Source organism: Nitrosospira sp. Nl5 (genome assembly GCF_900102495.1).
Classification (GTDB): domain Bacteria; phylum Pseudomonadota; class Gammaproteobacteria; order Burkholderiales; family Nitrosomonadaceae; genus Nitrosospira.
The window spans coordinates 1-2,773 of the sequence record NZ_FMVQ01000027.1 but is presented as its reverse complement, the minus strand read 5'-3'; the positions used below and the strand labels follow the sequence as shown (position 1 = coordinate 2,773).

The window sequence follows — 2,773 nt, the reverse complement described above, 5'->3', positions numbered from 1 at the left end:
TGCGCGCTTTCTCCTTCTCACCGGCTTTAACCAGGCCGAGAATAAAATGATAGCGGATTTGGCCTACTTTCGGGGCCATGGAGACGGCTTCCGCCAGGAGCGGCAGGCCACGCGTGGTATTGCCCTGCTCCACCAGGATCCACCCCAGGGTATCCGCTATCATGGGACTGCCCGGGGCCAGCTGATAGGCTTTCTCGGCATACTCCAGCGCCTGCGGGTCCTTCTCCTGCTGATAAGCCGTCGCCAGATTATTCAGGGCCGGCACATACTGCGGATTTTGCTTCAGCACAACGCGATATTGCTCGATGGCGGACTTGTACTGACGGTCCTCGAGAAAGACCTCGGCCAGATACATGCGCAAAGGGACATCCTCCGGGCGCTCCTTCACCCACTGGAGCAAGCGCGAATCCGCCTCCTTGCCGCGTCCGGCCTGACTGAGCGCTGCATGCAGCTTCACCATTAATGGCGGGCTCTTGCCAAGAGCCAATGCCCGCTCATACGCCTTTGCGGCAAGCGCGGAATTTTTTTGCTTCATCAGCACATCCCCCTCGGCGATATAGCCGACGGGTAACTTCTCATGTTGCTTCTGAATCTGCCGGGAAATGGCGATAGCGCCCGCATAATTCTCCTTGCTTGTCTCCAGCGCAGCCTGTGCCAATTGCGCATCCAGATAATCCGGCCTGATCGCCAGCACCCTCCTGAGCGCATCCGAAGCAGCCGGCAAGTTCTGCATGGCAATATGGATCGAAGCGATGCGAAATTGCGCGAGCGCGGAGGCCGACGGCGTTGCGGCCAGTTTCGTGTAGCTCTCCAGCGCCCCGGCCTTGTCACCATTGGCGAATTGGGCCTGCCCCAGCAAATCCAGAACACCCGGGTCCCCAGGATGCGCCCCCTGCAGCTTCTTGACCAGGGCCAGCGCCTTCTGCTTTTCTCCGGCGCGCAGATAATGTGCCCCCAGCAATACGGCAGGCTGGAGCGTGTCCGGATTCTCTTGATGCGCGCGTTCCAGCCAGGCCGTGGCCTCCTTGTTCTGGCCCTGGTTCAGGGCAAGACCGGATAGCGCGGCCATGGCCTGGACATTCTTCCTGTCTTTTTCCAGAATGGCCTCAAAGCGCTTCCTGGCGGCCTCCGGTTTTTTTTCCTGCAGGTCAAGCTGTGCAAGATTCGTCACCGCCGGGAAATAGGTCGCATCGAGCACCAGCGCCGCTTCGAAACTCGCGCGTGCACGCGACGCATCCTTCTTGCCTAAATAGATCCCCCCTTTCAGATTCTGAACCAGGGGATTATCCGGATGCTCCTTCTCCAGCGCCTTCGCCGCGGCCAGCGCCTTGTCGTACTCCTTGAGGCGAAGATGCGTCATGACCAGCAGGATGCCCGCCTGGGACGACTTGGGGTCCAGCCTGGTCGCCCTTTCCAGCTCCGCCACGGCGCGCTCGCTATCGCCTTGTCCCAGTTTGCTCATGCTCAAGGCGGTATGCAACATGGCATTTTTAGGCGCCATGTCGCTGGCCTTCTCGAAATATTCCGTGGCTTTGGCAAAATCCTTGGCCTGCATGGAGGCTTCACCCGCCAGGGTGAATAGCTGGGGATCGTGGTGCGCCTCTTTGAGGGCGGGGTTCAGGACAGCGATGGCACGCTGCGGCTGGCGGCTTTTCAGCAGAACCGAGGCCATGAGTTTGCGCGCGTAAGGATTTTTTGGATCCTTCTCCAGGTAGTGTTTCAGATGCTGTTCCGCTTGTGGCGCCGAGCCCAAGGCGAGTTGCACGGCTCCCGCGAGTAATACACTGGGCATGTGTTCCGGTGCTTTGCTGAGTATCTGCTGCAGGGATTCCAGCGCGGCGGCGTGCTCGCCTTGCGTATAATCAAGCAGCGCCTGGGCATAAAAGACGATCAGGCTGCCGGGCGCCACTTTGCGCGCCGCTGCGATATCCGCCTTGGCGGCTTCGAGTCGTCCGGTATCAATGGCGATGAAGGCTTTGTTGGTATGGGCAGTAGAGCTGTTCGGCCTTAGTTTCACAACTTCGTCATAAGCGGCCAACGCCGGCCCAACTTTGCCCTGGAGGCGCAGCAGGTCGCCTTGGAAGAGCCAGGCGTCGGCATGTTCGGGATTGCGGCTGACCGCCTGTTCTACGAGGCGGGTGGCAGCCTCGAGGTCTCTTTGCGAGAGCGAATATTTGGCCAGCCCGATCAAGGCGTCCGGAGAATCCGGCTGGGCGGCAAGCGCCTGCTGGAACAGGTCATGGGCTTCCTGGGTCTTGCCCAGTCCCAGGGAAGCATTTCCGCGCAATGCGAGAAACGCGGCGGTGTTTTTATCCTCCGCGGGAAGCTTGGCCGTCTCCTCCAGTACCTGCTGAAATTGGCCCAGGTTAAGCAGGGTTTGTCCCAGGTCGGGCAGTACCCTGGCAGGGCTCATTCCCAGGCTCAAGGCTTTGCGCAGTTCTTTCTCGGCTGATGCCAGGTCGCCGGTCCTGTTATAGATGGTGCCCAGGAGATAGCGCGCTTCGGGGTCATCGGGGTCTTTCTGCAGGGCATTTTTGAGCTGGATGATGGCCGCTTTGTGGTCTCCCTTTTGCTGATACTGCCTGGCGTCCGAAATGAGCGCTTGCGCATCTTTGCCTTGGCCGCAGCCACTCAGGCTTCCTCCAATCAGCGCGACGGCGAGCAGCAGCGCCAAGACGGTCTCGTTTGCTCCGCCATGCCTTAAATTACACATCTGTTCCTTCCTCTCCAGTAGCGGCTCCCATCGTGGCCGCTCAACCACGAGGCTTCTCGG

General features: G+C 59.9%; 1 protein-coding gene. It reads right to left on the bottom strand.

Annotated elements, in window-relative coordinates; all coding sequences use genetic code 11:
• Nucleotides 1–2,713: XrtA/PEP-CTERM system TPR-repeat protein PrsT (prsT, locus tag BLP45_RS14190; RefSeq protein WP_256327849.1), on the bottom strand; the 2,713-nt coding region annotated here is incomplete at its 3' end.
• Nucleotides 2,714–2,773: the final 60 nt, after the last annotated feature.